Source organism: Kitasatospora sp. NPDC033851 (assembly GCF_055576085.1).
Map to the genome: position 1 here is coordinate 68663 of NZ_JBVIRL010000025.1, position 18434 is coordinate 87096.

The following is an 18434-nucleotide window of genomic DNA, read 5'->3' on the forward strand; positions in this document are numbered from 1 at the left end:
ACCTGCACGTTGTCGCGTCATCAAGGTGAGCTTGGCTGGCCATCAAGGCGACCACGGTGGGCCATCAAGGTATGGACGACGCCTTGATGGCAGTGCCGGGCCCGGCTGCGACTCCTTGATGGCCTTCACAGGGCGCACCTTGAGGCCGTATCGGGCCGGGGCGGTCAGCCGCAGCGGGTACTCCAGCGGCCACTTCCCAGCGCGGGCCTTGCCAGGCCGTCGGCCTGTACCTTCCAGCACCGTCTGACCACCGGCGAATCCCGCGCCCCGCCCGACCCGGCCGAGCGCACCATCGACACCGGCACCGCGAGTACCGCACCGCCCGCACACCGTCGTCCGCCGCTTGCGGAGACGACGTCGCGCTTCCGCACGGACGCTCGCGGGAAGCGTTGCGGATCGGCTTGCGGAGACGTCCCGCCTTGCGGGGAAGCGGGCGACAGCACGGGCGCGGCCCGCAACCGCGACCCGCCAGGTGCGCCCGCCCGGCGGCGTGCGCGCACCGCAACGTCTTCTCGACTGCGGTGCCGCCCGAGCACAGCCATAGTTCGACGAGCGATCCGCAAGGCCTGTCGGCCGTGCGATCACGACCGGCCATGCGGCCGGGTCGGTGTGCGAGCTGCCCGCCACCCGAGGGACGGCAACTGCGGCGGCGAGCAGCACCGGGCCCGCGGCCAGGGCCGCCCAGATGCCTCCTCGCAGGAGCGCTGCAGCCCGGTGCCGAAGGAGACCGGGGGGAAAGGCGCCCTGGGCAGATCGCGCTGGGAGGGCGAGGACCCGCCAGGGACCCCAAGACCGCCAGCCGATGCTGTCGAAGGAGGAAACCGCGGACTCCTTGATGATCACGCTCTGACCTGCTGCTTTGGTCGGGCATCAAGGAATGCGATGAATACCTTGATGGAGCATCAAGGTATTCGCGGGGCGTTCGTAGAGGGCATCAAGGTGAGCGGCCGGATCCCAGCACAGGACGGTCAGCCACACCTTGATGCCCAGCCCAAACACCCTGATGACCCGGTCTTGTCCAGCGGACTCCTTGATGCCCGGTCAGGGAGCGGCCCCGGTCACCTTGATGGCCCGGGAATCGACCGGCGTGGCGCCCCCGCAGCCGAGTGCCGCGGACCCGGGCGGAGTGAGAGCGCCACATCCCCGGCCGTCCATCGACCGCGCCGGCGATGCCGGGTGTGCCGTCACGCAGGGCCCACGCAGACGTCCGCCTGCAAGCCGTGCGCGGCCACCATGCCATGCGGAGCCGTACCGAAGCGGTGCGGGCCCCGGCGCGTAGGGCAGCGACTGGAAGAGGGACGCGGCCGCCCTTTGCGGTGCGGGGCTAACCGGCCCGTCCCGCACCGCAAGGCCGCTCCCCGCAGATGCAAGCGGGCCCGCAAACGCAAGCCTCGCGACCCCGCAAAGGACCCAGAGCTTTGCGGGGTGTGACCGGAACCGGTGGTTGGCCACTGGTCCGACGGCCTTGTGCAGGTGGTGCTCCGGGTCGGGTAGTAGTTGTGACTCAGCAGGCTAACTGTCGCGTTAGCACGGAACCTGTCGTCCACCTGGCTCCGTTCACGTGAAGTAGCAGCGATTGGTCAGCGGTTTGGGCAGCAGTTGGCGATCTTGAGTGCTGCGGATGTTCACCAGAAATGACGTCACCCGATGATCGCGGTCGTCCTACGACTCCGGCGGTCCGGCCGGCACGAGGAGGTCGAGAACGCGGGCGAGGGCAGCTGTGACGGGAACGCAGTGGCCGGGCAGGTGTCTGGAGGCCCAGTCGGTTGCCAGTGCGAGAAAGTCGGTCAGGTCGTGCTCGGCGCCGGCGAGCAGGTGGCGGAGCTCGGTAGCGGACAGCTCGATCACCGGGCTGTCGCTCTGCTCGTTGTTGACGGTGAGTCGGACGGTGGCGCCAAAGCGCTCCGCAAGCGGTGACACGGGCTCGTGACCGAAGCCAAGCAGGCTGCCCTCGTCGACGAACCGGTGCCACTCACGCCAGTCCTCCAGGCCGTCGCAGCAGCCGGGCAGGAAGGTGACGCCTGTGGAGTTGTCGGTGACCCGCAGGCCGCCGGCGGCGAAGGGGTAGTCGAAGGTCAGCAGTCCGTGGAGGAAGGAGCCGAGTGCGTCAGCCGGGCGGGGCGGGCGGTCGTCGTCGGGGTCGATGTCATTGCAGCCCGCGATGCGCATCACCGCCGTCCCGACCTCAGCGGGTGAGAGCCCACCGCTGAGAGGCAGGAAGTCGAACGGCTCGATCTCGGCGACAGGCCAGAGGTCGAAGCCGTCAGGGGTGCAGATCTCCAGGACTGGCTGCATTGCGATCACTCGGCGAAGTGTTTCGCATCCTCGCTCATGTCGCCTCCCGATTAGGTCGAGCCCCTGTACCGTCCGAGCGGATACGGGTGTACCCGACGACGGGATGCTTGTTTTGCGCCTCGACTGATGATCAGAGCTGGTTCGCGATCCGTTGGCTGAGCTGTTCGAGGAACTCCTGCAAGCTGGCCGCAGCGAGGTCGAAGTCGTCAAACCAGGAAGCTGTGGTGGACTTCCAGACCTGCCCACCGCCACCGATCGCGAAGAGGCGGCCCCCGCCGTCGCTGGCGAATACCGGTGCGATCCATTCGCCGTCGATCGGTGCGGGGCCGTACTCGCGGAAGTGTCCCGCGACCGTCGCGGGTGAGTGGATGAAGTACCCGCTGTCGACATCGGGCAGGGAAGCTTCGCTGATCACCTCGTAGAGCGTGGTCAGGTCGGAGGGGATCGGCGTCAGGTCCATGAGTGCGCTCGTCGCCTGGTGGCTGTCGGCGGTCGCGAGCATCACGGCGTTGTGGCCGGGAGGGAAGCCGTGCGTCGGGAGAAACGACTGCGTCAGCTTCGTCAGCGCCCCATCGGCCTGCTCCCACCAGGATCGGACCCACTCCGCGTCAAGCCGCTCAGCTGGCATGTTTCCCCTCAAATGCGCGTGTGACCCGCCAGTACGGGTCCGGAGGAACATATCGGAAGGCAAGGATGGTCCTGCGCCCGGAGGGCGGAGGACCATCGAGTAGGTGCCTGCAACGGTCAGCCGGCCTTTGCCGGTTCCTCGGTCCGCGCCCGGGTCGAGGCAAGGCGGTAGGAGTCGGTGCCGGTCTCGATGATGGTGCCGTTGAAGGTCAGGCGGTCGACGATGGCCGCGCAGAGCCGGGGGTCTGTGAAGGTCTTGGTCCAGCCAACTGGGGCTGGCACTTGTTCCTCTGGGCGAGAGTGCCCTGCGACCTGGCCGTTTCAGGGGTCTGGGCGTCTCTTTGATTGTCTTGCTGACAGCGCGGTTTTGTAGGCGCTACCTTCATTCGTCAGGTGCGAGGAAGGTGTGCCGGATGGTGGAGTCGCGTCTGCGGGTGATCGAGGGCCGGACGGTGCCCGAGGTGCCCGTTGCCTGGGATCCGTGGGAGTTCCAGGCCCTATGCGTGGAGGCGTTCGTGGCCTCATGGCGGGCCCGGGGGTTCAGCCCCGTGACGGTCGACAACGACATCGGCCTGCTGGAGCGGACGTTGAAGGCCCTGGGTCGGCCGGCGTGGGATGTCACACCGGACGACATCGACCGCGTGGTCGGCGGCCTGGCCGTGGAGGGAAGGGCGCCGTCCACGCGCCGCGGATACGTCCAGATCTTCAAGGGCTTCCACCGGTTCCTTCAGGCCCGCAAGGCCATCGAGATAGAGGCAGCGTTCGGGGTCCGGCTGGTCTGCCCGGTGGACGAGTTCAACGCCTCGCGGCATGTCGGCGACGACTCGCCGGCCCTGCTGCCGCCACCGACTGCGGAGCGGGTCGAGGAGTTCTTCGACTTCCTCAAGGCCCGGATCGCCACTGCCCGCAAGTACGCACCCGCCGCCCGTGACTACGCACTGTTCCGGACGCTGTATCACGCCGGCCTGCGCTCCGAGGAAGCCTCGCTCCTGGACCGCCAGGACGTCCACTTCGGCCGCGGCCCGTTCGGCAAACTGCACGTACGCTTCGGTAAGGGCGCCCACACTTCTGGGCCCCGTCCGCGCTGGGTGCCCATGCTCGACCAGCTGGACCTGGTCCTGCGCTGGTTCCTCGACGACGTCCGCGGCAAGTTCCCCGACTCGGCCGCGCTGTTCGCCGACGAGTCGGGCGGCCACCTACACCAGGGCACCGTCCGCAACCGCCTGCGCTATCTGATGGAACTGGAGGGCCGACCGGCCGCCGACCGGTTCAGCCCTCATGCCCTGCGGAGGGCCTGCGCGACCCACAACTACGAGCGCGGAGTCGACCTGGTGGCCATCCAGCAGCTACTCGGTCACTGGACAGTCAGTTCGACCATGAGATACGTCAGGCCCTCGGCCACGTTCATCGAGGACGCCTATCGACGCGCCGTGACCACCACGCTCGGCGAGCTCAGCGGAGAGGAACCCACGCCGTGAACATCAAGTGGAAGCTGCGGATGGCGGCCGCCCAGCGCGAGGTCTGGACCGGCGCCCAGCTGCGGCGCCTCTTGGCCGAGAGGGCCGGCCTGGAACTGTCCTCCGCCTCGGTGTCGGCCCTGTTCACCAAGGAACCCTCCCAGGTGAAGATGTCCACGCTCGCAGCGTTGTGCACCGCTCTGGAGTGCACCCCCAACGACCTGATCGAGGTCGACACCACTCCCGTCGAACGCCCCGCGGCCCCTCCTCGGCCGGCAGCCGATCTGCCTCGGGTTGCCTCGGCCCGGGGCCGGTCCATGCCGCCGATCTGACCGAAGGAGGTGCGCTCGGAACATGGGCAAGAGGCAGCGGGACTGCGTCGGATGCGGGGCGCCGGTTGGCTTCATCGACCGGCAGCACTGCTGCCGCTGCACGGCCCGGATCAAGGACGAAGCCGTCCGCGCGTCCTGCCCTGCCTGCGGGAGGCCGCGCGTCCTGCAGGCCGACACCGGACGGTGCATCAACTGCTCGCGGACCTGCACGGGCTGCGGCCGCCAGGTCCGCTCACCGACCGCCAGCCACTGCGGGATCTGTCGGCGCGAAGCCGACCGGCAGGCCGCGAAGCAGCTCTGTCCGCGCTGCCAGCGGCCCGGCTTCCTGCAGACCGGCACCGGATGGTGCGGCCACTGCTCGCGCCGACGGCAGAGCAAGCAGCCACCCCGGCAGTGCACCGGCTGCGGCCAGGTGCGGCGCCACGCCGGACTCGGACTCTGTTCGGCCTGCTGGCAGAAGCACCCCGACCGACCCTTCGTCGCCGCCGAGAATCTGGCCTCCCGCCTCGCCGAGCCCGTGCCCTGGCTGGGTGACTTCGCCGGTCATCTCGCCGAACGGCACTGCGCGAGCCGTGCCTGCACCATGATCAGCGCCCTGGGCCGACTTCTGGACGACGAACAGCCCAACCACCCCCAGGCCTTGCTGAATCGGGCCCGCCGGCCCGGCCGGTCGATGGGATCCCTCGCCCGCGCTCTCGAAGGCTTCTTCACCCAGCGCGGCCTCGCGCTCCCAACCGACCAAGCGCAACGGCTCGCCGCCGGACGCCGCCAACGCCGCATCGACGCGACCCCGCTGCCGCTTCGGCCGCAGGTGCAGGCGTTCGCCGAGTCCATGCTGCGAGCACGCGAGCGCGCCCTCAAGGCCGGCACCCTGCCCCGCACCGACAGCACCATCGAGGCGGCCCTGGCCATCGTCCGTGACCTCGCCCGCTTCCTGGCCGGCACGCGCAACAAGCAGGACTGGGCCCTGACCGACGTCCACGACCTCGAAGCGTTCCTGGCGACCATGCCCAAGGCCCGCCAGCGCAGACTGACCGTGCTGCGGCAGTTCTTCCGCTTCGCGCGCTCCCGCAAGATCGTGCTCATCGATCCCACCCGGGGAGTGAAGGCCAAGGGCCCGTCAGGGTTCAGCGGCACCATCGTCGCAGTCGACCAGCAGCGGCAGCTGTTCCGCCGCTGGACCGCCGACAGCGACGCACACCCGCACGAGGCACTGCTCGGAATCCTGGCCCTCATCCACGCGGCTACCAGCAGTGAGGTCCGGCTCATGCGCGTGGACGAGCTCGACCCAACCAACCGCAGCATCCGCTTGGGCAAACGGCCGCATCCAGTACCCATGGACCCGGCCAGCTGGTCGGTGCTTCAACGATGCCTGGCCCACCGCGAGAGCCAGCGCACCGACAACCCCCACGTGATCGTCACCAAGATCACCAAATCCGGCCAGACACCAGCCTCGACCGCCTATGTCAGCCACGTCCTCGACCCCTGTGGCGTCCCACCACGGACCCTGCGGAGCACCCGGCTCGCCGAGCTGGTGAACACCCTTGACCCCAAGCTCGTCGCCGCAGCCCTCGGCATGGACCCCGAAGGCGTCATGATCTACCTCGCCGACCACGTCGACCCGGGACGCCTGCCCGACCAGCACCAGCAAAGGAACTGACATGCGGCACCTCACCCCCGCCTTCGCCCTCGGTGCCCTCCGCCGCGGGCAGCAGATCGAGCAGTTCCTCGGCGCCATCGAAATCGACGGCCAGCCCGGGCTCCGCTGGATCGCCCTCGGCCCCGGCCCGACGGGCGTCACCATCTACGTGAGCGATGTCGAGGACGTCGGCACCGACACCTTCCTCGACATCACCGAGTTCCCGCCCTTGGACCCCGACGAGGAGACGTGGGGCCGGGAGGTCGCCGTCCTGCCCACTCCCGAAGAAGCCCTGCACCTGGCAGAACATGAACTCGCCGCGGACCCCGAACGCTGGGTCAACCAGGGAATCGTCTGCGACGAGTACCAAGACTTCCGAACCACCCGCAGATCGAACCCGTGAAGTTTCGGCGGCACCTCGCACGGGTTCGCCGGAACGTGTGCGCTTTGCCGAACGACTCGTTGGAGGCGATGGCGACACTGTTCTTCTCCTCGCGCTCGGTGAGGACCTGGAAGAGCAGTTCGGCGCCGCGGCGGTCGAGTTCCATGTAGCCGAGTTCGTCGATGCAGAGCAGGTCGACGCGGCCGTAGCGGGCGATGGTCTTGTTCAGCTGCTTCTCGTCGGCTGCCTCTACCAGCTCGTTCACCAGCTTGGTGGCGAGGGTGTAGCGGACCCGGTAGCCCTGCATCGCGGCCTCGGTGCCCAGGGCGATCAGCATGTGTGACTTGCCGGTGCCGGAGTCGCCGATCAGGCAGAGCGGTCGGCTCTTCTTGATCCACTCGCAGCTGGCGAGGGTGTTGATCACGGCGGGGTCGATGTTGGGGTTGGCGTCGAAGTCGAAGGTCCGCAGCGACTTGTCTCGGGGGAATCCGGCGGCCTTGATCCGCCGCTCGGAGCGGCGGCGGGCCCGGTCGTCGCACTCGGCCATCAGCAGCTCGGCGAGGAAGCCGCGGTAGGTCATTTGGTCCTTTGCCGCCCGGTCGGCGATTTCGGCGAACTCGTTGCGGATCGACGGCAGCCTCAGGAGCCTGCAGGCGGTGTCGATGGCCGTGGTCGCGGCCTGCTCGGTCAGGTTCCGCTGGCGGGGCAGCATGGCGGTCATGGCGCTTCTCCCTCTCGCAGGTCACCGCCGCCGGTGCGGCGGTGTCGGAGCAACTGGTCGTAGTGGGTCACCGAGGGCAGCGGCCTGGTGTCCGGCGGAAGGTGGTTGAGCTTCCACTCGTGCAGGAACGTCACCGTCCCCGCTTCCGGGCCGACAGCCGGCTGCGGTGCGGGAACCTCGATCGCGGGCTCGTCCTCCGTCTGGGCGGCCTTGCGGGCCTCCAGCGCGACCGCGTCCGCGGTCAGTGCTCCGGCCCGCAGGGCGGTGGCCAGGCCCGCGACGATGTGCTCGTGCGGGAGGTGGCGGCCCAGCAGCAGCACCTCGATCAGTGCCCGGGTGCCCTCGGCGTCGCCGTGCGCCTTGACAGCTGCGGCCCACCAGGCGTCGTGGACCGGGGTGAACTTCCCGGCGGAGCGGGCCTGGTCGAGCGCGGTCGCGCCGGGGAAGGCACCCGGCTTGCGGACCAGGGCCTCCAAGTAGTGGTCCAGCTCCAGTCGGCAGCTGCCCTTGGCGATCAGCCGTTCGTGCCGGGCCACCTCCACGTTCCTGTCGTAGACCACCAGGTGGGAGGCGTGCAGCAGCACCCGGACGCGCTTGCCGATCAGGCGGACCGGCACCGAGTAGCGGTTGGTGCGGACCGCGATCTGACCGTAGCGGTCGACCCGGGGAGTGAACACCCGCCCCGTCTCGAACGGGTCTTCGGGCAGTGGCAGCAGGCGCGGGCGCTCGTCCTCGAAGCACTCGTCGACCGTCCGGGCCCTGGAGTCGATCCGGCGCCGGCCGTCGTGCCGGTCCCACTGTTCGACCAGCTCGTTCAGCTCCGCCAGCGATTCGACCTCCGGCACCGGCACGAAGTGGTTGCGGCGGAAGTAGCCGATCTGACCCTCGACGCCGCCCTTCTCGTGGGCGCCCTCGATGCCGGGCCGGCAGTAGAAGCTCTCGATCCCGAAGTGCGACCTGAAGGCGATCCACCGGTCGGCCTCCACCCGCGCCCGGCTCAGCCCCAGCACCCGGGCGACGGCGGCCTTCAGGTTGTCGTAGCGGACCTTGCTCCGCGGAACCCCGCCCAGCGTCCGCAGTGCGTGGACGTGGCCCTCGAAGAACGCCTCCTGCCCGCAGGACGCGAAGACGCGGTGGACGGCCTTGCCCGAGTAGGACAGCCGGAAGGAGAACAGGTAGCAGGTCACCAGCTCGCCGGCGAGCCGTACCGTCACGTCGCCGAAGTCGACCTCGGCCTCCATGCCGGGCTGGTGGGTCTGCGGGACGAACGCCTCGATCGGGGCCTTGCCGGACGCCACCAGGATCTGTGGCTTGCGGTCGGCGACGTAGCGGCGGACCTGCTGATAGGAGATGTCGGCGCCATGCTCCTCGACCAGGCGGTGGAAGATCCGCGTGACCGTGTGCCGCTGCTTGCGCGGCGCGTCCAGGTCCGCCCGCAGGATCCCATCGATCACGGCCTTGTACGGGTCCAGCCCAGTCGGCCGCGGCGGGAGCTTCTTCCGCGGCTCCGGCCAGACGGAGTCCACGGCCTTCCTGATCGTCCGCCACGACACGTTGTACTTGCGCTCGATCTCCCGAAGCTTCATGCCGTCGCGGTGGTCGCGCCGGATCGCGGCGTACAGCTCGACCTTCGACATCTGCGGCATGACCAGGGCCTTTCACCAGGAGCACCCCGATGCTGCCCTGGCAAGTACCCCGGTGACGTCAAAACTCGTGAACATCACCCGTCCGTGGTTCGAGGTGACTCCCAAACCCGTGAACAACTGACGTCACGATTCGTGATTAAAGCCATCCACCCACGGGCCCAGCTGAAGCGTGACGTCCCCCTCGGCATCTAGGCTGCCCGGGTGCGCTACCCAGTCGAGTCCTTCGCTGTCGGTGCCCTGAACCACGGTCGATCGGTCGAGCAGTTCCTCGGCCCTGCCGGTGATGCCCATGCTCCTGGGATCCGTTGGGTCGAGGTTGTTCCGGCCGGCTCTCAGTTCAAGGTCGTTCTCCACACGTCGGCAGACGTCGGGAGTGAGAACTTCTGCGACCTCGTCGAGTTCCCGTCGCTGGACCCCGGGAACGAGGACGACGAGTTCGGCCTGGAGATCGCCACGGCAACAGCGGCACATGACGCCCTCGCCCTCGCGGAGCACCGGACTGGAGCCGTTCGTGGCCGCTGGGTCAATGAGGGAATGGCTCAGGACGAGTACCGCGACTTCGTGCTCGCCGGCCGGCCGCGACAAGCGTCACCAAGGTAACGACCGCTCGCATGCTGACCGATCACCAGCCGTCAGATACCTTGCTGATTGAGCGACAGTTGTCGTGCTGACCTGACCAGAGAACCGCACGTCGAGTGCCACCGTTGGCGACAAGTAGCGTGCCGCGACACAGTAGTTGGCCAGTCTCGGCAGCGATGGTTGGCCTCCCGCGCCGCGCGCCGGACGGCACCGGATCGACGACGGGGTGCGCGGAAATCCGGTTGAGCCGGAGTGAAGGATGGGACCGTGATTTCCAAGGAACGAGCGGTCGAGCTGGTCGAGTCCCTGCTGGCGCGGGAGCGGCCGAACTGGGCAGGGACGAGGCTGCTCCCGGAGCTGGCCGTCTACGCCGTCGAGGAGTGGTCGGTCGGGTGGCTCGCCTACTGGACTTCGGCGGAGGGCGCCCGCAACCCTGCTCTGCGCGGGAACCTGCTCGGCGGCCCTCTACTGGTCGACCGGGCGGACGGGAGCATCCACTTCGTTCCCGGCACCCGCTGGACCGATGACTGGGAGGAGGGCTACCTCTGGCAGGTCAAGGGCATCAGGGCGCCCGACCCCCTCGCTGCGAACGTCCGCCGCCTCGCGGACTCCGTCGGGACCGCCGCCGCCATGCAGCACCTGCGCAAGCAGGCCCCGCGGATGGGCCTGCGGGAGGCCAGGGCCTACGTGACGATCGTCAGGGACGGAAGTGAACCGCCCGAGGAACTGGCGAGCCTCACCCGCAAGCCCAATCCGGACCTGGGCCCGATCGAGACGCTGGCCGGCCCGGTCCGGTAGCAGCCCGGCTGCACGGCCGGGTCCCCCGGGCAGGGCCCCCTTGGTTGGGGCTCCGCTTCACGTGGGGCTGTGGCCAACTGGCACTGCCGGTGGCCAGGTATTGCTTCCGGTCACACGGGGCCGGTGTCCCGTCTCAACGAAGCCGTTGAGCCCCGCTGGCCGGAGATCGGCGAACGCCAGCGAGCCGGTGCGCTGCAGCAGCCAGCGCACCGGCCACCGTCGGTCCAGCAGGAGTCAACTGTTTCGGCGCCACCATCTCCGCGCACCGCTTTCCCTCGGTGACTCTAGCCCAGCGCTCCGCTGCTGACTCTTTAGTGTCTTCCGTGCCGATCTGAGGGCTGCTTCTACGTCATCCCAGGGAAAATCTCCCTCATCCTTGATGTATACGATGGCTCGCTCCAGATAAGGGATCGCCTCTTCATGCATACCCTCCTCATGGAGAAGCATACCGAGATCTTCTGTGTCGCCCTCCAGGCCACCATCAATGGCCTTTTTGTAACAGGAGATGGCTTCCTCTAGTAGCTCCATCCGCTCATCCGTCGTATCAGCGTGACGCATTCTGAGTTTGTGGCAGGCGGCAAGGTCTGAGTACCCATCGGGCACGCCTAGTTCGATGAGCTTCAGGTTCCAGCGGTCTCGCTCCTCGCTAAGGTATGCCCATCTGACGGAGGCCATCTTGCGCATTTCCTTGACGGCTTCGACGTGACCTGCTTCTGCGGCGGCCTCAATGAATAGCTCGCCCTCCTCGTCGCCCGCCTTCAGCTTAATTTTGCCCTGCCGATACAGATTCTCCGGCGTTGCGGGCAGTCCCGTCGACCCGTAGTAGTTCTGTGTCACATTGTTGTGTTGGGCGCCTGTTCCTTGAACGAAGGCCACGCCAGAGTCATCCGCGTGGATGTCCTGTCGGATGTTCTGTGGGTTCTCTTCAGGGGAAGTCATTTCGCCTGAACCTGGTTCGTCTGGGTGCCAGTGCCCTGGTTGAAGACGATGCCGCCCCCTGTGGCGCTGACATTCTGCGTGACACCACCGGTGCTGGTTGGAGTCTCCAGCCCATGTTCGGCAATGAGAGCACGGAGTTCATCCAGGAGTGCGGGGTCCCGGGTCAGAGCCCTGCGGAAACGACTGACCCACTCGGTTGAGGTCTCTTCGCGGGCCTCATCTGTTGCCCCGGCGTCAAGCAGCTGCTGCCGGGACTCGTCCAGCTCTTCAGATACGTCCTCAGTGGCGTCAGGACGTCGGGACAGCAGACGCGCGAAGCGATCGCGCGTGCTCGCCCACAAGTCGGTCGTCATGGACGCGATGAGTGCCTGCGCGGCGGATACTGCCAACTGGGATGCGTCGATTCCACCCACTAGTCCTCCTCCAGCCTGGTCACCGGCCAGCGTAGGCCGATGGACGGAGATCCTAGCGAGAACTAGCAAGCATCAACGAGGAGTTGTGCGTGGGAGTGGCGCGCCACTCCCACCCCGTCCTCGTCGTCAGGACTGAGCAGGTGGGGGCGGCCTCCCGCCCAGCGAGGGTCCAGGCAGGCCAGGCCGATCCCGTTGAACCGGTGGAGCACGTCTCGCACCGTGTCCTCGTCGGCCTGCAGGAGCTGGGCGATCACCGGAACCCAGTTGCCGCCAGCAGAGGCCAGCATCATCATCGCCCGCCTGTAGCGCGCCGCGCTGGTGCTGCCTCGGCGCACGATCCGCTGTAACTGCCGCCTGTCCTGGTCAGTCAGTCTCCGGATCTTGACCGGCTCCGCCACCGTGCCTCCCCGCACCGGATCGGATGGTTACCCCCGTCCAATCGGTTCGGACTCTCTGTCGCCGCCGACCCGGTGAACGTCGCCGGTGACAGCACTAGCAACGATCTCAGGAGCGTTCAGGCGGCTCCGGGCAGAGCCAGGTTCAGAGAGCGCCATCAAGGTCGACTGGGGCCAAGTGACCACGCAACCCCACTCAAGTCACGAGGTCGGTCCAACTTCGCTGTCCCAAACCACATAGTGATCCATCTTGGATGGCACGAATGACCACTGGTCCAACTTCAGTGGCATGCCGTCCACCTTCGCTGTCACAGATCACGGACCATCCAGGTGTGCGGGGCGCACCTTGATGAGCGGCGTTGCGAAGTCGTTATCAAGCGGGCCTTGATCGTCAAGAGATCCGTCCAGAAGTGCGGGGTTACCTCGGGCGTCGATCACCACCGCCCGAGGAGCCCAATGGACCTGCTGCCGAACCTGCTGCCCTGCCTCGGCTCCGGCCACCCCGGATACCTCGCTGCGGTAGCCGGCACCGCCTACCTTCCGGCGGGCGCCTTCTACCTCGCGCTGACCGGAGTGGACGACGCCTGGCTTCTGCGGCGACACGTTCCCGCCCCCGCCTTCGTCCTCGCTGCGGGCGCTGCCTGGCTTGCGCTCGTGTTCCTCTGGCCCCTGGTCCTCGTCGCCCGGGCCGTCGGCTCACTGCGCCGCCGGCGCCGGGCGGCCGCCACGCCGCTGCGGATCCAACCACTCGCCTCCGTCCCCGCCACGCGCACTTCGGATGCGGTCGCGGTCGCGGCGGCGCCGCGACCGTCCCGGCCCGCGCACCCGCCTGTGCCGCCGCGCTGGTACCGCGAGTCGTACGCGGCAGTCCAGACCGCGCTCGTCGAAGGCCGCACCTCCATCGCCCGGATCTGGGCGGGGAACCTGGCCGACGACGCCACCATCGAGTTCGGCCCCGCCCACCCCTACACCTACGAGGGCTGGCTGCTCGTCGCCAGCACCGTCCGGACCGCACTCGCCGAGATCCGCACCGCGCCCCCGGCGCCCGACGCCCAGCCGGTCGACGATCCCTACGGCTACTTCCTCTTCCCCCACGCCCACCAGCTGAGCGCGTGGGACCCGGAATGCGACAGCGTGTACGCCTTCACCGACAACCGCCCCGCGGTGGTGGCCCGGTGACCGACTTCCTCACATCGCTGTCCACCAGGCCCGACGGGCGGCTGGTGTGCACGGGGCTGGACCACATCGAGTTCGACATCCGGATCGCCCGCGACGGCTCCTGCCCGACCACCACGAAGGCCGCCTATATGGCCCTCGCCGCGTTCGCCGACATCGAGCACCACACCACCCTCACCACCGAGGCGGCGGCCGGCTGGTCGGCGGAGGTACGGCAGCGGCTACTGCCGTACCGCAAGACGATCGCGGCCTGCATGGGCCGCTCGGTCTGGACGTTTGACCGGGCGGTCGACGACCTGGTCGACCGCCAGTTCCTCCTCGTCACCCCACAAGGGTCCCCCGACAACCCGGCGGTCTCGGATGCCAACCTCTACCAGTTGACGGACCGCGAGCGCTGGGCCCGCCAGCTCCTGGAGCGGGCACAGAACCGGACGCCTGCACAGATCCTCGGACCGGACGGCCAGCCGCTGCCGCGAGTACTGCGCACCCCGGGCATCGACTACGTGAAGCTCGACGCCCGGATCGTCTGCATCGGCGACCGCTCCCCGAACTACAAGGCCGTCTACGCCGCGGTCGCGTCCTTCACCAACATCAACAGCCGCGCCGTCACCGACCGGCCGCCGACCCTCCGGGAACTGATGGCCTGCACCGGCCTGGGCCGTACCGCCGTCACCAAGGTACTGGCGCAGATGCGCAAGGACGGCCTGCTGGCCACCAAGGACAACTACCTGCCCGCCTCCGAGGGCGGCGGCAAGATCGCCTCGTCCTACTTCCTGCTCGACGCCCGGCTCTGGCGTGCGCGAGCCGCCGCCCGGGAAGCCGGCGAACTGCACTCCTTCACCGGGGGGTCTGTGCACCACGCGGACGGGGGTGTGTGCACCACGCGGACCGGGGTCTGTGCACCAGACGGACCAGGGTCTGTGCACCACGCGGACGACATTAAGAGAAGTAGTTCTAGAAGTGGACGCGAGCCCCTTCCGGACGCCCGTAGGGCAAGTACAGGTGGTAAGAGCCGTGCACCCCGCCCCACAGGTGCGGGCACCCAGCCCAACCCGAACAGCGGCTCCGCCGCGGCCAAGACCCCCAAGCCCCGCACCAAGACGATCCGCACCACCGGCTCTCGGCCGGTACCAGGAGAAGAGCAGGTGTTCCGCATGATCGACGCTCTCGGCGTCAGCAAGCACCCGGCCATCAAGGTCCCCCCGCTACGCCGCGCGGTGCGCGACCTGCTGTCGGCCGACCGCACGCCGGAGCACGCCCAGGAACGGATCAACGCCGGATGGTGGCGGGCCGGTGCCCCGGAGCGGATCGCCCGGCGGGAGATCCGCGGGCCAGTCGGCTATCTCGCCTCGATCCTGTCCGCCCAGAACTGTGAACGCCCGGACTGCGAGCGCGGTGAGATCCTCGGCACCGGCGAGGAGTGCCGGGCGTGCGGGCTGCGCCAGGCCGAGCGCCAGGCCGGCCGCGCCCGCGAGTTCCTGGAGCAGGGGACGGGCGAACTCGACCAGGTCAATGGGCAGCCTGCCGCCCGACGTCTGGAATCGCGGCCAGTACTGTCCGCCATGTCGTCGGCGGCGGTGGTGGTGACCTGGAGGTGCGAGGCTCCCGGCCCTGACGGCTTCGGCGGCCCGAGCTGCGGCCGACCGGGTACCGGGGTTCCGCCTGCCCTGCTGATGTGCCCAGACTGTCTGGAATCGCTGAACCGCGCTGTGGCTTGCCGGTAACGCGTAGCGCGGAGCAGGGCAGTGCCGGGCGACCAGGGCAGAGGCAGTTGTCAGGAAGTCGAAGGCCCTGCGCGCCGCATCGGGATGTAGTGCTTCGGGCAGGATCGACCGCCAAAGGCTTGTGGGGAGAGAGCGAGAGGCCCGTGCGGCTCCCCAGTTGGGGAGCCGCACGGGCCTCCAATTGTGTGCCGAATCCCTAGTAGGGCTTGGTCAGGTTCGTATGGGTGTGGGTATGTCGCGGTGGCAGGTCGGGCAGTGGCCGGCCCAGGTGGCGAGGACCAACTGCAGCTCGCGGACGACCTGGTAGAGGCTCAGGCCGCTGCCGTTCCTTTTGGGGCCCGGGCCAGCCTCCGCAGGGTGCAGAAGGCGTGGGCGAGGGCGACGAGGGTGACGTGGTGGTGCCAGCCGGGGAAGGTGCGGCCCTCGAAGTGGGCCAGTCCCAGGGCCTGCTTCATCTCGCGGTAGTCGTGTTCGATGCGCCAGCGGAGCTTGGCCAGGCGGACCAGGGTGGTCAGCGGGGTGTCGGCGGGCAGGTCGGAGAGCCAGAACTGCACCGGTTCGGGCTCTGTGGCCGGCCACTCGGCCAGCAGCCAGCACTCAGGTAGCTCGACGCCGTCGGTGGCGTCGCGGATCTCGCGTCCGGCAGGGCGGATCCGCAGTGCGACGAACCGCGAGTACATCCGCTTGAACCCGGTGCGGCCCTTGCCCGGACGGGAGCCCTCGCGCCAGGACACCGGCCTGGCCGCCTTCCGGCCCGCCTCCGTCACCAGGGCCTTCACGCTCTTCGCCGGATCGGGATACCGGGCGACCGGCGGGCGGCCGGTCCCGCTGTAGGGCGGGGTGAACGGCCGCGCGGAGCCCGGCTGGGCACTGAGGGTGGTGGAGATCCCCACCACGTAGTTCAGACCGCGTTCGCCCAGGCCCAGGCGAAACGCCACCGCGTCGCCGTAGCCGGCGTCCGCGACGACGAGTGGGACGTGAACGCCCCAGGAGCGGGTCTCATCGACCATGTCCAGGGCGAGTTGCCACTTCTCCACATGGCCCAGGTCCGCGGGGATCTGGCAGCGCTCGCGACGGGCCACCTTCGCGGGCTCGGCCTTCTCGGAGGTCGGGTCCCAGGACTTGGGGAGGAACAGCCGCCAGTCGATCGCGGTTGAGGCACGGTCGGTGGCCAGGTGCAGCGAGACGCCTACCTGGCAGTTGGTGACCTTGCCGGCGGTGCCGGTGTACTGCCTCGACACACACGCGGAAGCGTCGCCGTCCTTGAGGAATCCGGTGTCGTCGATGATCAACGCCGTCGGCTTCAACTCGGTCTGCATCCTCCACGCCAGCCGGGCCCGCACATGCGCCGGATCCCACGGACTACTGGTCACGAAATGCGCGAGCGCCTGCCGGTTGCCGTCCTCGCCCAGCCGGGCCGCCATCGGCTCCACCGACTTGCGCCCGCCGTCCAACAGCAGCCCACGCACATAGACCTGTCCCCAACGGCGCTGATCGTTGCGGGTAAACGCCTCGAACAGCTCCGCCGTGAACGCCTCCAGGTCCTCCCGGACCTCAGCCATCTCCCCAGGTGTCACACACCCTCAACGACGCAACCCGCCAACGGACACGCCACACCAAGACGGACCTGACCAAGCCCTACTAGGCCGGGCGTCGGCCGGCGGAGACGGCGTCGAAAGTGCGCTGGATGATCTCGGCCCACGCGGCCTGGTTGGACGCTGGCGGAGAGGACCGCCAGGCCGTGAGGCATCCGGCGATCACCTCGGCGACGTCGTACGCCTGGCCGACGAGATCATCGTCCAGCGGAGCCACGTCGCTGTTCACTGCGCCGGTGACGAGAACTCGGCCATGCAGGAAGTAGGAGGCGCCGATGTCCAGTCCGCGCCAGGCGCTGGCGAGAGCGGTAGCCACCAAGTTCACCGGCATCCCTTCCGTCGCGCCGTTGCCGTGCACCCACATCACCGCCCGCCGGTGGTACACCCCTTGGTCGGGGTTGCCACTGAGGCGGCTGACAACGGCCCGCTGCCGAAGCGCCGGCTCATCGGGCAGGTCGATCCTCTCCACCCTCCCGAGCGGGTCAATCTGCAGGGCGAACATCTTCCTCGTCTCCCTCGGGTCGTCCGGCCGCGGTCGCACGGACAGTGATGGTCGTGAATTCGCTCCGGTCGACCGGGTGCGGAAGCGCCCACAGCTGGCTGCTGTCCACGTCGTCTGGGGACACCATGAGTGCATTCCCTTGCACCTCGTGAACCCGGTAGTAGCGGATCCTGCCATCGGACATCGTCATGCTGGCGTGACCGATCGTGCCAGGCAGCGGCATGGAGGTCTCCTTTGTCCTCGTGGTTACAGGTCGGCCCAGCCGCACCGAGGGCGCTCGGCGTCGGCCAGCGGGCTCCAGATGGGCGCCGACGGACCGTGCTCCTCGATGTCCCGGAGCGTCGCCGCCCCGGCCGGGACGTTGCGCAGCAGGTTGACGACCCGGGCGTTGTCCCCGGCGGCCAGCTGCAGGTCCTCGATCCGGTTGCGCATCGTGGTCTCCGAGCCGTTGGTCAGGACGAACAGCAGCCGGGGGAAGAGAGGGTAGGAGTCCTGCCAGGCCGGCGGCGCGCCTTGGGCCTCGGTGGTGCCGCGCAGGCGCAGCGGGATCGGGGTGAGCTCGTAGAAGCGGGCGTAGGCGGTGAGCTTCGAGGTCAGCTGCTCGCTGACCTCCGTGCACCGGTCCAGCTCGACGAACGCGCGCAGGTGAACCCGGCCGTCGTCCGTGGTGGCGGTGTAGCGCATCACGGCATCCGGCATCAGGGCGTCCCGCCGCGCCTCGGAGAGCCGGTGATAGACCTCCGGCACCCAGTCGCGCGGTCCGTACTCGTCGCCGCGGCGCCGGGCGTCCCGGACGAACTCCACGTGCGTCCTGACGACGTCCATCGTGTGGTCGGCGTTGAGCAGCGCCCGGTCCGCGTCGAGCTTCGGCGGCGGACTGCTCATGCTCCTCAGCTCCTTGAACTCGCCCGCGACCTCCCTGCCGGCGTCCGTCAGGTACCAGGTCCGGGGTCGGCCGCCTCCGAAGACCGGCTTGGTGACGTAGGCGGTCAGGCCCTTGCTGTGCAGGCCGGCCAGGCGCTTGTTGGCCCAGTTCGGGTTCTTGAACGGGCCGAGCAGCTCCCGTAGCTGCTCCGATGTGACCAGGCGGTGCTGGAAGAGCAGGGCCAGTGCCTGCCGGTCGAAGCTGTGTCCGTTGTGGCTGTCGGTGGTGGCGATCACGCCGGGCCCCTTCTCGAATCTCAGGCGCGTGTGCGGTCGGCACAGACAACCCC

General features: G+C 68.7%; 18 protein-coding genes and 2 pseudogenes. 8 read left to right on the forward strand and 12 right to left on the reverse strand.

The genetic code is table 11. The features are described 5' to 3' along the window. Positions 1-1662 precede the first annotated feature (1662 nt). The 3 genes and pseudogenes from ACZ51D_RS34285 to ACZ51D_RS34295 all read right to left on the reverse strand — a co-directional run. A complete protein-coding gene (locus ACZ51D_RS34285) occupies positions 1663-2295 on the reverse strand; it encodes a hypothetical protein (protein ID WP_465664523.1) in 633 nt (210 codons plus the stop codon). Positions 2296-2425: 130 nt separating this feature from the next. Beyond that, complete coding sequence (locus ACZ51D_RS34290; RefSeq protein ID WP_465664476.1) at positions 2426-2923, reverse strand: hypothetical protein; 498 nt, start codon at positions 2921-2923, stop codon at positions 2426-2428. 116 nt (positions 2924-3039) lie between these two features. Next, a pseudogene (locus ACZ51D_RS34295) lies at positions 3040-3189 on the reverse strand (ATP-binding protein); the annotation flags it as partial. A 146-nt stretch (positions 3190-3335) separates the two neighbouring features. Between ACZ51D_RS34295 and ACZ51D_RS34300 the strand changes: the two are divergent. The 4 genes from ACZ51D_RS34300 to ACZ51D_RS34315 are packed head-to-tail and all read left to right on the forward strand — an operon-like array spanning position 3336 to position 6753. Then, positions 3336-4400, forward strand: a complete 1065-nt coding sequence (locus tag ACZ51D_RS34300) for a tyrosine-type recombinase/integrase (RefSeq protein WP_465664477.1) — start codon at positions 3336-3338, stop codon at positions 4398-4400. Beyond that, positions 4397-4711, forward strand: a complete 315-nt coding sequence (locus ACZ51D_RS34305) for a helix-turn-helix domain-containing protein (protein ID WP_359225639.1) — start codon at positions 4397-4399, stop codon at positions 4709-4711. Before ACZ51D_RS34300 ends, ACZ51D_RS34305 begins: the two co-directional genes overlap by 4 nt. 22 nt (positions 4712-4733) lie before the next feature. Beyond that, complete coding sequence (locus ACZ51D_RS34310; RefSeq protein ID WP_465664478.1) at positions 4734-6371, forward strand: tyrosine-type recombinase/integrase; 1638 nt, start codon at positions 4734-4736, stop codon at positions 6369-6371. A 1-nt stretch (position 6372) separates the two neighbouring features. Next, the gene (locus ACZ51D_RS34315) at positions 6373-6753 is read left to right on the forward strand and encodes a hypothetical protein (protein WP_465664479.1); all 381 of its coding nucleotides are present in this window, start codon (positions 6373-6375) and stop codon (positions 6751-6753) included. On the opposite strand, the gene istB is transcribed toward ACZ51D_RS34315, so the two are convergent. Both istB and istA read right to left on the reverse strand, forming a co-directional pair. Next, positions 6689-7444 carry an IS21-like element helper ATPase IstB gene (gene istB / locus ACZ51D_RS34320; protein ID WP_465664524.1) on the reverse strand — a complete coding sequence of 252 codons (756 nt, stop codon included), beginning with the start codon at positions 7442-7444 and terminating at the stop codon, positions 6689-6691. The genes ACZ51D_RS34315 and istB overlap by 65 nt on opposite strands. 5 nt (positions 7445-7449) lie before the next feature. Then, on the reverse strand, positions 7450-9090 hold the full coding sequence (gene istA / locus ACZ51D_RS34325) for an IS21 family transposase (protein ID WP_465664525.1): 1641 nt from the start codon (positions 9088-9090) through the stop codon (positions 7450-7452). Positions 9091-9300: 210 nt separating this feature from the next. Between istA and ACZ51D_RS34330 the strand changes: the two genes are divergently transcribed. Both ACZ51D_RS34330 and ACZ51D_RS34335 read left to right on the forward strand, forming a co-directional pair. Continuing rightward, positions 9301-9699 (forward strand): hypothetical protein, encoded by a 399-nt coding sequence (locus ACZ51D_RS34330; protein WP_465664480.1) that lies wholly within the window; start codon positions 9301-9303, stop codon positions 9697-9699. Between the two features lie 246 nt (positions 9700-9945). Then, positions 9946-10476, forward strand: coding sequence for a YrhB domain-containing protein (locus ACZ51D_RS34335; protein ID WP_465664481.1), 531 nt, complete (start codon positions 9946-9948; stop codon positions 10474-10476). Between the two features lie 234 nt (positions 10477-10710). On the opposite strand, the gene ACZ51D_RS34340 is transcribed toward ACZ51D_RS34335, so the two are convergent. The 3 genes and pseudogenes from ACZ51D_RS34340 to ACZ51D_RS34350 all read right to left on the reverse strand — a co-directional run. Continuing rightward, a complete protein-coding gene (locus tag ACZ51D_RS34340; RefSeq protein ID WP_465664482.1) occupies positions 10711-11415 on the reverse strand; it encodes a hypothetical protein in 705 nt (234 codons plus the stop codon). Continuing rightward, a complete protein-coding gene (locus ACZ51D_RS34345; protein WP_465664483.1) occupies positions 11412-11828 on the reverse strand; it encodes a hypothetical protein in 417 nt (138 codons plus the stop codon). The genes ACZ51D_RS34340 and ACZ51D_RS34345 overlap by 4 nt, the downstream gene beginning before the upstream one ends. Before the next feature lie 110 nt (positions 11829-11938). Next, positions 11939-12226, reverse strand: a pseudogene (locus ACZ51D_RS34350) (helix-turn-helix domain-containing protein); the annotation flags it as partial. Positions 12227-12679: 453 nt separating this feature from the next. Between ACZ51D_RS34350 and ACZ51D_RS34355 the strand changes: the two are divergent. Further along, positions 12680-13402 (forward strand): hypothetical protein, encoded by a 723-nt coding sequence (locus tag ACZ51D_RS34355; RefSeq protein WP_465664484.1) that lies wholly within the window; start codon positions 12680-12682, stop codon positions 13400-13402. Next, a complete protein-coding gene (locus tag ACZ51D_RS34360) occupies positions 13399-15123 on the forward strand; it encodes a hypothetical protein (protein ID WP_465664485.1) in 1725 nt (574 codons plus the stop codon). Before ACZ51D_RS34355 ends, ACZ51D_RS34360 begins: the two co-directional genes overlap by 4 nt. Positions 15124-15434: 311 nt before the next feature. On the opposite strand, the gene ACZ51D_RS34365 is transcribed toward ACZ51D_RS34360, so the two are convergent. The 4 genes from ACZ51D_RS34365 to ACZ51D_RS34380 all read right to left on the reverse strand — a co-directional run bounded on the left by ACZ51D_RS34365 (position 15435) and on the right by ACZ51D_RS34380 (position 18381). Then, a complete protein-coding gene (locus ACZ51D_RS34365; RefSeq protein ID WP_465664486.1) occupies positions 15435-16685 on the reverse strand; it encodes an IS701 family transposase in 1251 nt (416 codons plus the stop codon). Positions 16686-16764: 79 nt separating this feature from the next. Continuing rightward, the gene (locus ACZ51D_RS34370; protein ID WP_465664487.1) at positions 16765-17220 is read right to left on the reverse strand and encodes a hypothetical protein; all 456 of its coding nucleotides are present in this window, start codon (positions 17218-17220) and stop codon (positions 16765-16767) included. After that, positions 17201-17443 (reverse strand): hypothetical protein, encoded by a 243-nt coding sequence (locus ACZ51D_RS34375; RefSeq protein WP_465664488.1) that lies wholly within the window; start codon positions 17441-17443, stop codon positions 17201-17203. The genes ACZ51D_RS34370 and ACZ51D_RS34375 overlap by 20 nt, the downstream gene beginning before the upstream one ends. Positions 17444-17466: 23 nt before the next feature. Then, positions 17467-18381 carry a replication-relaxation family protein gene (locus tag ACZ51D_RS34380; RefSeq protein ID WP_465664489.1) on the reverse strand — a complete coding sequence of 305 codons (915 nt, stop codon included), beginning with the start codon at positions 18379-18381 and terminating at the stop codon, positions 17467-17469. Between the last annotated feature and the right edge of the window lie 53 nt (positions 18382-18434).